Raw genomic sequence first — 16,211 nt, 5'->3', positions numbered from 1 at the left:
CGGCCGTTGCCTCTGACGCACCACCATCCGCCATCCGGCGACTTCGCCTACTTCAGATAGTCGAACGCCACTTCGCCGAGACCGAGTGTCAGATCCGCCAGCAAATGGCGCGCTTCGACAATCTCCAGCACCGGCAATTCCGCAACCGGCGCGAGCGCGTGCGGCGACAGCTGCAGCGCAGCCGGCCCGGTCCATGCGCCCTTGAGGTCGATATCCTGCAGGTAATAACGGACCAGTTCGCAGATACGCGGCGTACCGTCGACGTGCGGCATGACCTTCAGCAGGAAGTTCGGCGCTTCGAGGCGCTTCTTCTGCTGCACGAGATCGAGCTGGCGATGCTTATAACCCATCGTGCCGGTGGCGATGCGCACAGGGCCGTAGTCAAGCGTGCCCACGAGCGTGTCGGTATGCACTTCGAGTACCGGCTTGGCGAGCTTCTTCGGGAAGCCCCACAGTTCGCGGCCACCTGCGATCGGCGGATGGTCGTCGAGATACATCGCCAGCGTGTAGCTGCCGGCAACGCCGTTATAGGACACCGGAATCACCTGTCCGCTTTCCGTGTAGTCGCCGAAGCCGGTCGAGTCCGGCATGCGGATGAACTCGTAGTGCACCAGCGGCTCGCCGATTTCCAGCGGCTCGGGCACGACGGCGCGCAGCTTGGCCGGGTCGGTGCGGTACGTGATGATCAGGAATTCCCGGTTAATGAACCGGTAGGGGCCGATCGGGAACGCTGGGCTCGTAATCGGCATGGCGAAGGCATTGTCTAGCACGCTTTTGACGTCCATGGTTTTCCTTGGTGGTTAATCGCGGGTTGGAACGCTTCTGCACTGCACAAGAGTATCGTCGATTCGCGACTTGCTCGCATTCTCGTTGCGGGAATTGAATATTTTTTGAAAATCGCGCATAGCCGTGCCTGAGGCGAGCGGCCTGCGCTAAAATCGAAGAACGTCGCAAAGCGGCGTCATGCGGCGCTCTCAGCCCGATTTCGGGTCCGATCGCACGCCATGTGAGAAGCAAAAAACAGCAGGAAGCGCCAGGGCGCTTATCGGGGGAATGGAATGTCCAGCATCGAAGTCGACGATCCGAGTCGGGCCGGCGGTGAGCCCGGTCGGGCTGACGGCGCATCAGTCAAGCCTTGTTTCGCCCGCCAGCCGATCCTCGATCGCGACGGCATGCTATGCGGCTACGAACTCAAGCTTCATTGTGTGAGCGAAGCGCCGGCAGGCGACGCCGCAGCCAGTACTGGCGCCACCGGGCATACCGTGCCCGATGACGCAACCACGGCCGCCGCTGCCGAAGGCGAACCGCGCGCTGTCGTGCAGCCTACCTTCACGCAGTCCGTCGTCACCGCGCTGATGCAATCGGGCGTGCGCGGCGCGTTGGCCGGCCACCTTGCCCATCTGGACGTCAGCCGCGAAATGCTGTTCGACGAGGCGCTCGAACTCCTGCCGGCCGAGCGTTTCCTGTTCGAGCTCCAGCCGGATATCGAAGTGGACGACGAGCTGATTGCGCGCATCGTTGTGCTGCATGCGCGGCGCTACCGCTTCGTGCTTGATGCCGTGGTGGTTCCGAGCGACACGTTTGCGCGCCTGCTGCCCTATGCCGAGCGCGTGAAAATCGATCTTCCGCACATCTCCCGCGCGCTGTTGCCAAAGCTTTCCACCGTGCTGAAATCGGCGGGCAAATTGTTGATTGCCCAAGGCATCGAAGCACAGGAGGATTTCGAAACCGCCCTCAATCTCGGCTTCGACAAATTTCAGGGCTATTACTTCGCGCGCGCGCAGACCGCGACGTTGCGCAAGGTGAGTGCGCCGCGCCACGCATTGCTGAACCTGCTGCAGTTGCTAGCCGGCGACCCGACGGTCGCGCAGCTCGAAGCCGAACTGAAGCTCAATCCGGTGCTGGTGATGCATCTGATGAAGCTGGCGAATTCGAGCGGCCTTGCGGTCGGCCACAAGGTGACCACGCTGCGCGAAGCGATCAATGCGACCGGCACCAACCGGATTGCCCGCTGGACCCAGTTACTGTTGTATGCGGACGGCCGCAAGGTCGCGCTGGAAGACGACCCGCTGCTGCAACTCGCCGCCACCCGCGCACGTTTCATGGAACTGGCGGTGCTGCGTCTGCCGAAGGCCGGCCGCGACGAGGCCGATGCAGCGTTTTTGACGGGCGTGTTTTCGTTCGTGGATGCGGTGTTCGGCGGCTCGATCGAGAACACGCTCAATGTGCTGACGCTCTCGAAGCCGATTCAGGCGGCGATCCTGCGTCGCGAAGGCGTGCTGGGTCTGCTGCTGTCGGTGGTCGATGCGCTCGAGCGCGGTGAATGGAAAGAAATTGAAAGCGTGTGCGCGGAGCTGGCACCGTTGACGGTGCGCGAAGTCGCCGAACTGGGGCTCGTCGCGGCGGCGTGGGCAGGCGTTGCGGATCGCAGCGCCGAGGCAAAAGGTCTGGAGCGGATCGAGGACTAAACCCGATCGGGGAGTGCGCTGCCGGGTCCGGACTTCGGTCCGCGGCGCTGCAGCCTGGCAATGAGCCGGGCCGCTCACTCCTTCACAGCATCTCCAGTTCCTGCATCGGCGCATGGGAAAAAAAACGCCCTAACTCCCGCGCCAGTTCATTCAACGCTGCCATCTCGCCCTGCGAGATCCGCCGTGCCTCGTCGGCCTGGCACCAGTCGCCGTACAGAAGCGCGACCGTCGTCTGATTCTCGCCCATCACCGGCAGCAGCACGAACGAGCGGGTATCCGCGAAACTGCGCCGGAACCATTCGGGCAGCCGCGCCACCATCTTCGGGTCGCGCGCATTTTCTATGAAGATGCCCACCGAGTTCGCAATCGCGAGATGGAACACGTCGGGCTCGAACGCGGTATTGAACGTCAGACCGGGCAGGGCAGCCTCGATCTTTGGCCCGAATCCCATACGCGCCTTGAACGTACCGCTGCTGTGGCGCACGAACATGACGGTACGCGCGAAACCGAGACCGGCGTGCACCGTTTCGGTGGCCATGGCCAGCGCCGGGCCGAGTGCGCTACCTGCTTTTAGCGCCCGCAGATCTTCGACGCCCGCGGCGATGCGTGCCTCGGGATCGAGCGCTTCGCGGGCAATCGCGTCGGCGTTGGCGCGCAGCTCCACGATCTCGCGCATCACGCCTTCGCCGTCTTCTTCGCGGGCGAGCGCCACGCTCATTTCCAGCAGCACTTCGGGGTCGGTGTTCAGCGCGCGGCCGTAACGGTGTGCGAGCTCGGCGATGCGTGCCTCGCGCTGCCAGTCCGACATGTTCGGCGTGGTCAGCACGGCGGCGACTTCGGTGGAGTAGTTGGTGATGGCGCGCAGCCATTGCACCTGGCGGGACTCTTCGGTGTCGTGCGGATCGAACTCGCCCATGCCGGAGCGGATCATGTCGGGCAGGCGCCAGCGCACCGCGGCTTCCTCGCCGATCTCGTCGAACGTGACGCCCAGCACGGTGATGCAGGCTTCGCTTTCCTCGATATTGGTGTCGACCAGGCGGCGGATCTGGTCCCACTCGGCGTCGAGATAGAACACCACGAGCAGCTTGCCGATCTGGCGCATCAGCGTGCAGACGACGGCTTCTTCGCCGGCGCGCAGGTCGCCGCGCTCGGTTAGCTTACGGGCGACGCAGCCCGACAGCAGGGTGCGGTTCAGTTCGAGTTTCGCGTCGATGCGGCGCGGCACGCTGTGATGAAAGTGATCGACGATCTTCAGGCCGACCACGAGGTGGCCGACCGCGTCCATCCCGAGCACCATCAAGGCGCGCGACACGGTGGTGATATTTCCGCCGAAGGCCATGTACATCGCCGAGTTGGCGAGGCGCAGCACCTTCTGGGTCAACGCAAAATCGGACAACACGACCTGCACGAGACCTGTGAAGTCGAGGTCGTCGTTGTTCATTGCAGCCATGGTTGTGCGCAGCGATTGCGACAGCATGGGGAAATCGCCGCGCTCGCTCATTCGAGACCAGAGCCTGTCGAGCACCGCTGCCTTTACCATGTGATTCCCGCTAAAGCCATACGTATTCCATTGAGTCGCAGACCGGCGTCATGCCGGTGTTCGATGCAGGTGCGCCAGTTCTTCCGGGTCCGCCGGGCCCGCATGAGAAGACGCATGCAGGTGCAACGTGTGTGCTTCGAAACGCTGCGCCAGTTCCTCGGACGGCAACGCCTTGCAGACGAGCCAGCCCTGAATATGATCACATCCCATTTCAGTCAGCAGGGTGCGTTGTTCCTCGGTTTCCACGCCTTCTGCGACCAGCTCCAGGTCTAGCGTTTGCGCAAGTCCCACGACCGCGCTAACGATGGCCTGATCATTACGGGAGGTTAGCAGATTCTCGACGAAACTCCGGTCGATCTTAAGTTTCGCTAAGGGAAAGCGTTGCAGGTACGCAAGACTCGAGTAGCCGGTGCCGAAGTCGTCGACCGCGAAGCGGATGCCCATCGCGGTAAGCTCTTCCAGCAGGCCCTTCGCGTGCGCCGGGTCGTGCATCAGCAGGCTTTCGGTGATCTCGAACACGAGACGGCGCGGGTCGATCCCGGTGAGTTCGATGGCCTCGCGCACGCTGTCCTTGAAACGCGGGTCGCGGAACTGCTGCGGCGACACATTGACCGCGACGTACTGCATCCTGATGCCACGCATGTCCCACTGGATCAACTGCATGCAGGCGATCTTGAGGACCCAGTTGCCAAGGTAATTGATGAGCCCGACCGATTCGGCGAGCGGAATGAACATCGACGGCGGTACGAGGCCATGCACCGGATGTAGCCACCGGATCAACGCTTCCACGCCCACCACGCCATGGCTCTGGCTGCTGGTGATCGGCTGGAAGTGCAACGAGAATTCGCCGTTGCGCACGGCGTCGTACAGATCGGCTTCGAGCTTCAGGCGTTCGGCGTCGGCGGGGTCGTCGTCCGGCACATAGAACGCCAGGGTGTTGCCGCCCGCTGCCTTGGCCTGCAGCAGCGCGTGGTCGGCCCAACGCAGCAGGTTGTTGTCGCGGCCCGCGGTGTCGTTGACATGGCGCACGTCCGGATAGAGCGCAATGCCGATGCTCGCCGACAGATGCACCTGCTGGCCGTTGAACACGTATGGCTGCTGGATGGCGGTCAGAAGACGCCGCGCCAGCGCTTCAGCGGCCGCCACGGCATAGGTACGGCTGGCTGCGACCGGCATGAGGATGGCGAATTCGTCGCTCGCCACCCGGGCGATCTGGTCGCTCACGGAGGTGGTGTTCGAGATGCGTCGGGCGGTTTCGCGCAGCATGTCGTCGCCGGCGTCGTAGCCGAGCGCACGGTTCACGCGCTGGTAATCGTCGATGTCGAGCAGCAGCAGGGCGGCCGGCGTACCGTGCGCGTCGGCTTGCTGCTGGGCGTCGAGCAGCGCCGGCACCAGCGCGGACTGATTGGCGAGGCCCGTCAGGCGATCGTGGTGCAAGGCATGCGTGAGGCGCTCTTCGGTGGCGCGCCAGGCCGACACGTCGAAGCCGGCAATCGCAAAGCCCTCGACACCGTCGTGGCTGTTGCGCACGACGCGCAATTCAACCGTGACCGGATAGGTCAGCGACTTGATCAGGCTGAGCGTCGCTTTCTCGATGCTGCCGGTGGCCGAGGCGCGGGCCAGCAGCGCGTCGAGGCGCTCGGCGTCGGCGGGCGCGACGATGTCGTGCAGTGTAATGGTCTGTAAGTATTCCCGGTGGTAGCCTATGAATCTCAGGCTTGCCTCGGACACGTAGAGGAAGCGCAGCTCCCGGTCGACGTGAGCAAGCAGGTCGACCGCACCGACGGCCTGCTCGAGGGGGGAGCGGCTTGCGCTCGGTTGGGGTAAGCCTTCCGGGCGGCGCCCTAACGCACGGACCCGCTCGATGACCGTACGCAAGGAGCCCCGGCGGGGCGCGGTGATCCTGTTCGCTTCCATGTTTCTCGCTGGCAACCCGTTTTCGTCTGCGGGCGGCCCGGCTCGGTCCCGCCGGTTCAGCGCGGGTGGTCGAGAGGCATGAAGCCGCCCATCAGAACGAGATAACGACCCCCACGCGAAAATCTTTAGCGGTTGCTGTAAATATTGATGATGGCGACCGGTGCGTCGCTCGAGACAAGCGATGGTAATGCTGCAACGCCGATTCACCGCCGGCCGCCTTGGCGGCCCGGTGCGGATTCAGTTAAAGTGAAGCGGCTTACCGTCCGTTATCTAGAGTTACGCCCCATGCTCGCAGCGGACGCGGGAGTGGCCCCACTGCGCAGCGTTTTCGAACCCATGCACCGATGAGCCATGTCTGAACCGTTTCCTGCCGGGGCCAAGCCCGGGCAAGTCGAGGTGCCTGCACAGTCCGCCCAGGGGGCCGAGGCAGCGGTCGACGCGCCCTTTGTCTATCTGGGCCGCCAGCCGATTCTCGATCGCGATGGCGCGCTGTACGCGTACGAGCTGCTGTTCCGGGCCGGGGCACACAATTATGCCGAAGTCAGCGACGACGCGCAGGCGACCGCGCAGGTGGTGGCGCGCACGATTGGCGGAATCGGGGTATCGGCGGTGCTCGGACATCATCGCGGCTTCGTCAACATCGGCCGCGACCTGTTATTCGACGACATCGTCCACCTGATGTCGCCAGAGCGTTTCGTGCTCGAAATTCTCGAGACCGTCGCCATCGACGCCCAGCTGGTGCGCCGCCTTGCCGAACTGCGCAACGCCGGCTTTCAGGTGGCGCTCGACGACGTGAGCGAGCTGTCGGAAGGCTTGCTCGCCGTGCTTCCGTATACCGACATCGTCAAGATCGACTTTCTGCTCACGCCCCGGGCGGCGCTGCCCAAACTGGCCAGGGCCGTGCTGGCGCAGGGCAAGACGCTGCTTGCCGAGAAGGTCGAAACGCGTGAAGACTTCGCGCTTGCCCGCGACCTCGGCTTCCATCTGTTCCAGGGATATTTCTTCGCCCGCCCGCAGGTGCTGACCGCGCCGCGCAACCGGTCGTCGCGTCCGGCGCTGTTGCGCCTGCTGGCGTTGCTTGCACGCGACGCCGGCATTATCGAGCTCGAGGCCGAACTCAAGCGCAACCCGAACGTCGTGGTGCAGTTGCTGCGCCTCGTCAATTCGAGCGCGTTTGGGCTTGGACGCAATATCGCTTCGTTGCGCGAGGCGATCATCGCGACCGGCACGCGGCAGATTGCCCGCTGGGCGCAACTGCTGCTGTACGCCGACGGCGGCGATCTGCCGTGGCGCTCCGATCCGCTGGTGCAACTGGCCGGCACGCGTTCGCGCTTCATGGAACTGGCGGCGCGCTGGCTGCGCCCGTCGGACGAGGAATTCGCAGACGCCGCGTTTATGACGGGAATTTTTTCGCTGGTGCACGTGGTGCTCGGCACGACGCCTGCCGAGACGCTCGACAAACTTGGCCTGGCGCCGCTGATCCGCGATGCGATCGTCGAGCATAGCGGGGCGCTCGGTGCACTTCTGGGCATCGCCGAGGCCGCTGACCAGGGCGCAGACCTGAGCGCCGACGGCGCATTGACCGCCGCCGGACCCGACGTGCCCGAGGCGTTTGCGGCGTTGACGCCGGAGGTACTGGCGGAATTGAACCTGTCCGCGGCGGCGTGGTTCGGCGCGCATGCGGGCCTGGAGTAGAGGGGCGGCCGGCGCCTTGCGGGGTCTTTCAGCGTGGTTTCCCGGGACGTGATCCAATAGCGGCTGAGTCATGGCTTGACGCGCCCGACGGCGCGACGCAGGACGTGGCTTCATTCATCGCACGGACCACGTGCGTCAACGCCTGGAGGGGCTCGAGATGAAACGAAAGTTCATGCCGGTATTACTGGCAACGGTATTGTCGGCAACGTTTGGGCTGTATTCGCTGACTGCGTCGGCGACGCTCAAGCCGGGCGAGGCCGCGCCGGATTTCACGACCCAGGCGTCGTTGGGCGGCAAGACTTACACCTACAACCTGGCTGACGAGTTGAAGAAGGGGCCGGTGGTGCTGTACTTTTACCCGGCGGCTTTCACGAAGGGTTGCACGATCGAGGCGCACGAGTTTGCAGATGCTGTTGACGAGTACAAGAAATATGGCGCGACGGTGATTGGCGTTTCGCACGACAACATCGACACGTTGACGAAATTTTCGGTCAGCGAATGCCGCAGCAAATTCCCGGTGGCGGCCGATGCGGACGCGAAGGTGATTGGCGCGTACGACGCGGGGCTGCCGATGCACAACTCGATGGCGAACCGGGTGTCGTACGTGATTGCGCCGGACGGCAAGATCATTTACGAATACACGAGCCTGTCGCCGGACAAGCATGTCGAGAACACGCTGGAGGCAGTGAAGCAGTGGGCGGCGACGCATAAGTCGCAGTGAGTGACGGCTGATGATCCCGCGGACAATGCCGTGCTACGCTGATAGCCGGTCTGGTTAGCGGGGTGATCCGAGATGCCTATTGTTGTGGGTCTGGCGGTACTGGCCGCGCTGATTTATGGCGCGGTGTGGTCGTTCGATGCGGTGCTGGCGCATTGTGGGCTGGCCGTGGCGGTTGGGGTTGCTGCGGTGGTTGTTGCTCTGGTGGCTGCGGCGGTGGTTTATTGGCTGCGGCGCCGGCGCGAGGTCGCCCCGAATATTCATGACGGCGATTGGACGCATGAATTGAAGGCTGAATGGGGTGGGGTCCGGCTCGCGGCCGGAAAGCGGTTGTGCAGGGTGGATTTGCATGGCGCTCAGGGGGATTATATTTTTGCCGATCTTCTGGGGGCTGATGTTGAGGCTGCTGGGCAGGGATTTCAGCTTGCGCTTAAGGTTCGGGATGCTAAGTGTCCTGTCTGGACGTTGCCCATGCGGGATGAGCGGCAGGCTAAGCAGTGGAAGAGGGTTTTTGGATTGGCTGTTGAGCAGAGGCTTTGAGGTTTTGCCTGCGGCGCCTTGGCTCGGTGGTGTTCCTGCGGTGTTGGCCTTTCCTTGCTTTGTTAGTGGTTTATTAGCTTCGCCCCTGTGCGGGGCGGCACTTACTTTCTTTGCCGCCGCAAAGAAAGTAAGCAAAGAAAGCGGGCTTCCAACCGCTAGCTCGTAGGTGTCCACCACTTGTGTGAACACGGAGTGGTCCGCGCACGCGAGGTGCCGTCGCACCTTGCGCAGTAGTGACAAGGCAGTCATCCGTTCCAGCGTCGCGCTTCGCGCTCCGCCGTCGGGCATAACGCCTTCTGCACGTTATGTAGGAATTCGAACGTTTTTGGAGGCACTCCTTTGCTGGAGTCGTGTCTATCGTTCTTGCCCCGTGTAACAGACGCAGGCTTTCGCGAAATGGAATCGCACCAGCGCGGTCAGCAGATCTGAGGTGCTTCTCTGTGTCGCTAAGCAGTCGCGACTGCCCGGACCCCTAGCAGGTGTTTTTTCGCCGGCAGACCCATCCGCCGCGCACGCAGTGCGCGGGCGGGATGAATGAGTCCTTTGTCACTAACTGGTGTGGTGCGAGGGCAGATTTCGTGCGCGGACCACTCCGTTATCAAGATGAGTGGTGGACACCTACCGGCTAGCGGTTGGAAGCCCGCTTTCTTTGCTTACTTTCTTTGCGGCGGCAAAGAAAGTAAGTGCCGCCCCGCACAGGGGCATCGCTAATAGACCGATAACAAAGCAAGGAAAGGCCAACACCGCAGGAACACCACCGAACCAAGGCGCCGCAGGCAAAAACAGACCACCGGGACATCAAGGAAAGGCCAACGCCATAAGAACCCGGACAAGCGCCGCGCAGGCAAAAACCCCAAACCTATACCTGTGCCGCCGGCCGCCCACGCCGGCCCCGCCGCCCCCTCCCTTCCCACCTAACCCGAATCCGATCCATATAGAGATAAACAACCGGAGTGGTATAAAGCGTAAGCACCTGACTAACAATCAACCCGCCAACAATGGCAATGCCAAGAGGCGCCCGAAGCTCAGCCCCATCCCCATTCCCAAACGCCAACGGCAACGCCCCAAGCAGCGCAGCACAAGTCGTCATCATGATCGGCCGAAACCTCAACAGACACGCCTGGTGAATCGCGTCATAAGACGACAACCCCTGCCGCGAGGCCTCAATCGCAAAATCGATCATCATGATCGCGTTCTTCTTCACGATCCCGATCAGCAGAATCACCCCGATCAACGCAATGATGCTGAACTCCGTCTGAAACAGCATCAACGCCAGCAATGCCCCCACGCCCGCCGAAGGCAACGTCGACAGAATCGTCAACGGATGGATATAGCTCTCGTACAAAATCCCCAGCACGATATACACCGCTGCCAGCGCAGCCAGAATCAGCAACGGCATATCGGATAACGATTGCTGAAACGCCTGCGCCGTCCCCTGGAAGCTGCCGTGGATCGTCCCCGGCATGCCAATCTCGCCCATCGTGTCGTAAATCGCTTTCGTTGCATCCGACAAGGACTTGCCTGGCGGCAAGTTAAACGAGATCGTCGAGGCCACGAACTGGCTCTGGTGATTCACCGATAGCGGCGTGTTCCCCGGTCCGAAGCTCGCAATCGCCGACAACGGAATCATCGTCTCCTTCGACGTCGATACCGCCGACCCCGATGACGCACTCGACTTGCCGCTCGCCGCCAGCGAATTGATCGCCAGGTTGCGCGCCGAGTCCGATGCAATCGCCGCCGCGCTTGAGGAGGTCGTGCCACCCGTGCCGCCGCTCGAGGCGCTGGTGCTGCTCGTGCTGCTGGTGTTTGCCACCGTCGCCGTTACCGTGCCCACCGTCGCGTTGGTGCTCTGCGTGCCGCTCGCGCTGCCCCCCGACGTGCTGATGTAAATCTGGTTCAGCATGTCCGGGCTTTGCCAGTATTTCGGCGCGACTTCCATCACCACGTGGTACTGGTTCAACGGGTTGTAAATCGTCGACACCTGGCGCTGCCCGAATGCGTCGTACAGCGTGTTGTCGATTTGCGCCGGCTCGATGTTCAGGCGCGCGGCACTCGCGCGGTCGATCGTCACCATCGATTCCAGGCCGCCTTGCTGCTGGTCGGAATTCACGTCCGCCAGTTCGGGCCGTGCCTGCAGCGCTTCTGTCAGTTTCGGGCCCCACGTATAGAGGTCGGTCGTGGAATCGGCCAGTAACGTGAACTGGTATTGCGCGTTCGATTGCCGGCCGCCCACGCGGATGTCCTGCACGGCCTGCAGGAAGGTGCGCACGCCCGCTACGTTGGAGAGCGGCCCGCGCAGTTGTGCGATCACCTGGTCTGCAGAGAGGTGGCGTCCTGGCTTCTCCTTCAACTGCACGTACATGAAGCCGGAATTGGTCTGGCGTCCGCCGGTGAAGCCGACTACCCCGTCCACCGCAGGGTTTTGACCGACGATCTTCATCATCTCGGAAAACTTGCCTTTCATCGCCTGGAAGGACGTCGACTGGTCGGCCTGGATGCCGCCGACGAGGCGGCCCGTGTCCTGCTGCGGAAAAAAGCCTTTCGGGATGATCACGTAGAGCCAGATGTTGATCCCGATCGTCGCGATCAGCACCAGCAGGATCAGCAGCGGATGCCGCAGCGACCAGCCGAGCGTGCGCTCGTAACCACGCTGCATCGCCGCGAAGCCGCGTTCGAGCCAGCGCGCGAAGCGTCCTTCTTCTTCTCGTTCGTGCGGCTCGTTGAGCAGGCGGGAGCACATCATCGGCGTGAGCGTCAGCGAGACCAGCAGCGAGACGCCGATCGCCAGTGACAGCGTCAGCGCAAATTCGCGGAACAGCCGCCCAACAATGCCGCCCATCAGCAGGATCGGCAGGAACACGGCGACCAGCGAGATGCTGATCGACACCACCGTGAAGCCGACTTCGCGTGCGCCCAGGAACGCGGCCTTCATGCGCGGCACGCCGTCCTCGATATGCCTTGAGATGTTTTCGAGCACCACGATTGCGTCGTCGACCACGAAGCCGGTCGCGATGGTCAACGCCATCAGCGACAGGTTGTCGATCGAAAAACCCATCAGGTACATCGCGGCGAACGTGCCAATGATCGAGATCGGCACCGCGACGCTCGGAATCAGCGTTGCGCGCCAGTTGCGCAGGAACAGGAACACCACCATCACGACCAGCGCCACCGCAATCATCAAGGTGTGTTCGGTATCCTTCAGCGAGGCGCGGATCGTAGTGGAGCGGTCGACCGTCGGGAATACGTCGACATCGGCGGGGAGCGACGCCTTCAGTTGCGGCAGCATTTCCTTGACGCGGTCCACGGTGTCGATGATGTTCGCGCCCGGTTGGCGATACAACAGCACCAGCACCGAGCGCTTGCCGTTGTACAGGCCCAGGTTGCGCAGGTCCTCCACTGAGTCCACCACCTCCGAGACATCCGAGAGGTGCACGGCCGAACCGTTGCGATAGGCAATGATCAGGTCCTTGTACTGCGTGGCTTTGCTCGCCTGGTCGTTGGTGTAGAGCTGGACGTGGGTCGCGCCGAACTCGATCGAACCTTTGGGGCTGTTCGCATTCGCCGCGGCAAGTGCCGCGCGCACGTCTTCGAGGCCGATGCCGTAGTGGAACAGCATCTGCGGTTCCAGTTCGACGCGCACCGCCGGATTGGCCGATCCGCTCACATCCACTTCGCCGATCCCATCCACCTGCGAGAGCGATTGCTGCAGCACCGTGGCGGCGGAGTCGTATAGCTGACCGGCTGTCAGCGTATTGGACGTCAGCGCGAGAATCAGGATCGGCGCGTCTGACGGGTTGACCTTGTGGTACGTCGGATTGCTGCGCAGGCTCGCTGGCAAATCGGCGCGCGCGGCGTTGATGGCGGCCTGCACGTCGCGCGCGGCGCCGTCGATGTCGCGGTTCAGGCCGAACTGCAGCGTAATCCGCGACGAGCCCACCGAGCTCTGCGAAGTCATCTCGGTGACGTCGGCAATCGAGCCCAGATGCCGCTCGAGCGGGCTCGCCACACTGGTCGCCACCGTTTCGGGACTCGCGCCCGGCAGTGAGGCCTGCACCGAGATGGTCGGGAAGTCCACTTGCGGCAGGGGCGCGACTGGCAGCTTCGTAAAGGCGAATGCCCCGGCGAGCGCGATGCCGACCGCCAGCAGCGTCGTGGCGACGGGTCGGGCAATGAACGGACGCGACAGATTCATCGCTCAGTTCCCCGCATCCGTGGCGGGCGGCGGTGCGTTGTGGCCGGGATCGTCATGGTGGAAACGGGCCCGCACGCGTCGCGCCAGCGAGTCGAATCCGAGGTAGATCACCGGTGTCGTGAACAGCGTCAGCAACTGGCTCACGATCAGGCCGCCGGCAATCGCAATCCCGAGCGGACGACGCAGTTCCGAACCCGCGCCGGTGCCGAGCATCAGCGGCAGGGCACCGAGCAGTGCCGCCATGGTCGTCATCAGGATCGGGCGAAAACGTAGCAGACAGGCCTGGTAGATCGCCTCGCGCGGCGGCTTGCCCTGTTCGCGTTCCGCTTCGAGCGCGAAGTCGATCATCATGATGGCGTTCTTCTTCACGATACCGATCAGCAGCACGATGCCGATGATGCCGATGATGTCGAGGTCATGTCCGGTGATCAACAGCGCCAGCAACGCACCGACGCCGGCCGACGGCAGCGTCGAAAGAATCGTGATCGGATGGATGAAGCTCTCGTACAGCACGCCCAGCACGATATACATCGTGACGATTGCCGCGAGGATCAGGAACAGCTCGTTCGCGAGCGACGCCTGAAACGCCAGCGCCGCGCCCTGGAAGCGGGTCTGGAACGAGGCCGGCAGGCCCACGTCCTTCTCTGCCTGATTGATCGCCTTGACGGCCGCACCCAGCGACGCACCCGGCGCGAGGTTGAACGACACGGTGGTGGCCGGGAATTGGCTCAGGTGGGTGACGAGCAACGGCGCGGGCTGCTCGATGAACTTCGCGATTGACGATAACTGCACCTGGCCGGTCGTCGACGTGGAGGAGGGCAGGTAGATCGCGTTCAGCGAATCGGCGTAGTGCTGGACCTTAGGCTCCGCCTCGAGAATCACGCGGTACTGGTTCGACTGCGTGAAGATCGTCGAGACGATGCGCTGGCCGAACGCGTCGTATAACGCGTTGTCGACGGTGGCCGGTGTAATGCCGTAGCGCGAGGCAGTGGCGCGGTCGATCTGCACAAAGACCGATTCACCGTTCGCCTGCAGGTCAGTGGCGACGTCCGCGAGTTCCGGCGCCTGCTTCAGACGCTCGACCAGCTTGGGCACCCAGCTCGTAAACTCGTTGATGTTCGGATCGGTCAGCATGAACTGATACTGCGTGGGGCTGACCGTCGCATCGATCGTCAGGTCCTGCACCGGCTGCATGAACAGCGACGCGCCGGGAATGTGCGCGACGTCCCTTTGCAGTTGCCGGATCACGTCGCTCGCGGTGTGACTGCGGTCGTCGCGCGGCTTCAGGTTGATCAGCATGCGGCCGCTGTTCAGCGTGATGTTGTTGCCGTCCACGCCGATGAACGAGGTCAGGCTCTCCACATCCGGATTCTTCAGGATCTGCGCGGCCAGCTCCTGCTGGCGCTGCGCCATCGATTCGTATGAGACCGACTGCGGCGCCTGGGTAATCGCCTGGATCACGCCGGTGTCCTGAACCGGGAAGAAGCCTTTCGGGATAAAGACGTACAGCACGGCCGTCAGCACCAGCGTGAGCACGGCGACAAACAGCGTGGCGCCCTCGCGGTTCAGCACCCACGTCAGCGCGACGGCATAGCGCGCGATGACGTAATCGATAAAGGCGTGCGCTTTGGTTTCGAAGCGGTGCGCTTCCTTCGGCGGCGTGTGACGCAGCAGCTTCGCGCACATCATCGGCACGAGCGTGAGCGATACGACCGCCGAGATCACGATGGTCACGGCCAGCGTGATGGCGAACTCGTGGAACAGACGTCCCACCACGTCCCCCATGAACAGCAGCGGAATCAGCACGGCGATCAGCGACACCGTCAGCGAAATGATCGTGAAGCCGATCTGCTTCGAGCCCTTGAGCGCTGCTTCGAGCGCCGTCTCGCCTTCTTCGACGTAGCGCGCAATGTTCTCGATCATCACGATGGCGTCGTCGACCACGAAGCCGGTCGCGATGGTGAGCGCCATCAGCGAGAGGTTGTCGAGCGAGAAACCGCACAGATACATCACCGCCAGTGTGCCGATCAGCGAGAGCGGCACGGACAGGCTCGGGATGATGGTCGCGTAGACATTGGCGAGGAACAGATACATCACCAGCACCACCAGCACCACCGACATCAGCAGTTCGAACTGCACGTCGCGCACCGAGGCGCGGATCGTGGTGGTCCGGTCAGTGACGATCCGCACGTTGAGTGCAGCCGGCAACGACTCCTGCAACTGAGGCAGCAGCGCCTTGATACTGTCGACCACCTGGATCACGTTCGCGCCCGGCTGGCGCTGCACGTTCAGGATGATGGCCGGCGTCGAGTCCACCCACGCGCCGAGCTTGGTGTTTTCCGCGCCCTGCACGATGCTGGCGACATCCGTCAGCATCACCGGCCGGCCGTTCTTGTAGGCGATCACCGCGCTCTTGTAGGCGTCGGCATCAGTCAGCTGGTCGTTAGCGTTGATCGTGTAGGCGCGCGTCGGACCGTCGAAATTGCCCTTCGGCGTATTGACGTTCAGGTTCGAAATGGTGGTGCGCAGATCGTCCAGATTCAGGCCATACGCAGCCAGCGCGCGCGGATTGGCCTGAATCCGTACAGCAGGGCGCTGGCCGCCGGACAGGCTTACGAGACCTACGCCCGCCACCTGCGAGATCTTCTGTGCAAGACGCGTGTCGGCCAGGTCCTGCACCTGCGTCAAGGGCATGGTGGGCGAAGTGAGCGCGAGCGTGATGATCGGCGCGTCGGCCGGGTTGACCTTGGCGTAGATCGGCGGCGCGGGCAGGTCGGACGGCAGCAGGTTGCCCGCTGCGTTGATGGCGGCCTGAACCTCCTGCTCGGCGATATCGAGCGGCAGGTCGAGGCTGAACTGCAGCGTGATGATCGACGAACCCGCCGAGCTTTGCGACGACATCTGATTCAACGACGGCATCTGTCCGAACTGCCGCTCGAGCGGCGCCGTGACCGAGGATGTCATCACATCCGGACTCGCGCCCGGATAGAAGGTCTGCACCTGGATGGTCGGATAGTCGACTTCCGGCAACGCCGAGAGCGGCAGGAAGTGCAGCGCGACGAGCCCGACCAGCATGATCGCCGCCATCAGAAGGGCGGTGCCGACCGGGCGCAGAATAAAGGCGCGGGATGGATTCATGCG

9 protein-coding genes are annotated in these 16,211 nt (G+C 63.1%); 4 read left to right on the top strand and 5 right to left on the bottom strand.

What is annotated here, in order from left to right:
* Window positions 1-47: 47 nt before the first annotated feature.
* The gene (locus tag P3T24_RS15045) at window positions 48-785 is read right to left on the bottom strand and encodes an acetoacetate decarboxylase (RefSeq protein ID WP_074265023.1); all 738 of its coding nucleotides are present in this window, start codon (window positions 783-785) and stop codon (window positions 48-50) included.
* A 273-nt stretch (window positions 786-1,058) separates the two neighbouring features.
* Between P3T24_RS15045 and P3T24_RS15040 the strand changes: the two genes are divergently transcribed.
* Window positions 1,059-2,468 (top strand): EAL and HDOD domain-containing protein, encoded by a 1,410-nt coding sequence (locus tag P3T24_RS15040; RefSeq protein ID WP_429435656.1) that lies wholly within the window; start codon window positions 1,059-1,061, stop codon window positions 2,466-2,468.
* An 82-nt stretch (window positions 2,469-2,550) separates the two neighbouring features.
* Here the strand turns inward: P3T24_RS15040 and P3T24_RS15035 are convergent, their stop codons facing one another.
* Together P3T24_RS15035 and P3T24_RS15030 are read right to left on the bottom strand one after the other, a co-directional pair.
* Window positions 2,551-4,008 carry an HDOD domain-containing protein gene (locus P3T24_RS15035; protein ID WP_074265021.1) on the bottom strand — a complete coding sequence of 486 codons (1,458 nt, stop codon included), beginning with the start codon at window positions 4,006-4,008 and terminating at the stop codon, window positions 2,551-2,553.
* A 48-nt stretch (window positions 4,009-4,056) separates the two neighbouring features.
* Window positions 4,057-5,925, bottom strand: coding sequence for a putative bifunctional diguanylate cyclase/phosphodiesterase (locus P3T24_RS15030; RefSeq protein ID WP_074265020.1), 1,869 nt, complete (start codon window positions 5,923-5,925; stop codon window positions 4,057-4,059).
* A gap of 351 nt (window positions 5,926-6,276) precedes the next feature.
* On the opposite strand from P3T24_RS15030, the gene P3T24_RS15025 reads away from it, so the two are divergent.
* The 3 genes from P3T24_RS15025 (at window position 6,277) to P3T24_RS15015 (ending at window position 8,878) form a co-directional block, all read left to right on the top strand.
* Complete coding sequence (locus P3T24_RS15025; RefSeq protein ID WP_429435653.1) at window positions 6,277-7,620, top strand: EAL and HDOD domain-containing protein; 1,344 nt, start codon at window positions 6,277-6,279, stop codon at window positions 7,618-7,620.
* A 157-nt stretch (window positions 7,621-7,777) separates the two neighbouring features.
* Window positions 7,778-8,341, top strand: coding sequence for a peroxiredoxin (locus tag P3T24_RS15020; RefSeq protein ID WP_074265018.1), 564 nt, complete (start codon window positions 7,778-7,780; stop codon window positions 8,339-8,341).
* A gap of 72 nt (window positions 8,342-8,413) precedes the next feature.
* Window positions 8,414-8,878 (top strand): hypothetical protein, encoded by a 465-nt coding sequence (locus P3T24_RS15015; protein WP_074265017.1) that lies wholly within the window; start codon window positions 8,414-8,416, stop codon window positions 8,876-8,878.
* Between the two features lie 859 nt (window positions 8,879-9,737).
* Here P3T24_RS15015 and P3T24_RS15010 read toward each other — a convergent pair.
* Both P3T24_RS15010 and P3T24_RS15005 read right to left on the bottom strand, forming a co-directional pair.
* The gene (locus P3T24_RS15010; protein WP_429435651.1) at window positions 9,738-13,070 is read right to left on the bottom strand and encodes an efflux RND transporter permease subunit; all 3,333 of its coding nucleotides are present in this window, start codon (window positions 13,068-13,070) and stop codon (window positions 9,738-9,740) included.
* A gap of 3 nt (window positions 13,071-13,073) precedes the next feature.
* Window positions 13,074-16,208 (bottom strand): MdtB/MuxB family multidrug efflux RND transporter permease subunit, encoded by a 3,135-nt coding sequence (locus tag P3T24_RS15005; RefSeq protein WP_429435648.1) that lies wholly within the window; start codon window positions 16,206-16,208, stop codon window positions 13,074-13,076.
* Window positions 16,209-16,211 lie beyond the last annotated feature (3 nt).

Origin of the sequence: Paraburkholderia sp. GAS33, from assembly GCF_050436645.1 — a bacterium.
GTDB classification, from domain to species: Bacteria; Pseudomonadota; Gammaproteobacteria; order Burkholderiales; family Burkholderiaceae; genus Paraburkholderia; species Paraburkholderia phenazinium_B.
Note: the sequence above shows the minus strand (reverse complement) of the source record. Positions and strands in the feature narration are given on the sequence as shown.